The 593-nt window shown below is 43.8% G+C and carries 1 protein-coding gene; it reads right to left on the bottom strand.

Annotated features, from left to right (window positions below; translation table 11 throughout):
- Positions 1-7: 7 nt before the first annotated feature.
- On the bottom strand, positions 8-593 hold a 586-nt coding region (locus R7R24_RS28705; RefSeq protein WP_318120459.1), incomplete at its 5' end, for an EAL domain-containing protein.

The raw sequence follows: 593 nt of genomic DNA, 5'->3' as shown, positions 1-593 counted from the left end.
TTTACCTTCAAATTCCACCCTCAGCCGCGAGTTTGGTTGTAAGCGGCTGAGAGAATCGATTGTCATCGTTGGCCGATTTCCACCACAAGCTAAGTTGCTCTTTGTCCATTGGCTTTCCGAACAAGTATCCTTGCATGAAATCACATCGATAAGCGGACAACCATTTGTGCATAACGTCGTGTTCAATGCCTTCGGCGGTCACGGTTTTGTTTTGAGCATGGCACAGCTCAATGATCGGTTTGATCACGTGTCCATTATTGGTATTCATCAACGTCAGTAGAAACTCTCGGTCAAACTTAATCTTTTGTACTGGGTATTGAACAAGTTGAGTGAGCGACGTGTAGCCAGAGCCGAAATCATCAATAGCAAGTCGATAACCCAGTTTAGAAAGCTCATCAAGCAATGCAGTCCCTTGCTGTTCCGCGGCAAACGTCTCGGTAATTTCTAGTTCGATACATTCTGGTTTGATGCCATTTCTCGTTACGTGTTTATGAATGAATTGCGCCATTTCTAACGAGTTTAATTCGGCCGATGAAAGGTTGATGGACAGGACAATGTCTTTGCCAAAAATGCTTCTTAAATGATGGTATTCC

It is taken from the genome of Vibrio sp. 704 (assembly GCF_033339295.1).
This window is presented reverse-complemented; position numbering and strand designations above follow the sequence as displayed.